This is a genomic window from Streptococcus sinensis, from assembly GCF_000767835.1.
Classification (GTDB): domain Bacteria; phylum Bacillota; class Bacilli; order Lactobacillales; family Streptococcaceae; genus Streptococcus; species Streptococcus sinensis.
Genome location: NZ_JPEN01000108.1, coordinates 1 through 527 on the forward strand (window position 1 = coordinate 1; position 527 = coordinate 527).

1 protein-coding gene is annotated in these 527 nt (G+C 42.3%); it reads left to right on the forward strand.

Annotated features, from left to right (window positions below; translation table 11 throughout):
• Positions 1-527: adhesin isopeptide-forming adherence domain-containing protein (locus SSIN_RS09165; protein ID WP_037618211.1), on the forward strand; the 527-nt coding region annotated here is incomplete at both ends.

The window sequence follows — 527 nt, forward strand, 5'->3', positions numbered from 1 at the left end:
GGTCAAGAACAAGGTAAGGTTGTGAAGGGTGTAACAGAAGTAACCTATGTCTATAAGGCTGTTCAAGCAGAACCTAAGAAGACAGGTACCAATGCTAAGGGTGAAGATGTCAATGGTAAGACGATGTTGGCTGGTTCAACAGAGGTTTACACAATTAACATCGACAACGACCAATACAAGGGGACAACTGGTTTGGTTGACCAAGACAAACAAGTTGGTTTGACGGTTATTGAGAAATACTCTAGCAAGTTTGTAACACCAAATCTGGATGCTGTTCGTATGACGACAGAAGATGGCAAGGTTGTCAGCGGCTTCACGACTAAGATCTACAAGTCTGTTGCAGAAGCTCCACAAAAGATTCAAGATTATATCAAGGCTAAGGGCTTGACAATTGATGGTGAGTTTGCGGTAACAACTTCAGATGATCCAGTAGCCTACACGAATAACTATGCCTTGAAGGGTATCAACCTGAAATTGATCTTCCCAACAACTGTGAAGAAAGATATCAAGGAAGCGAGCAAGTACGA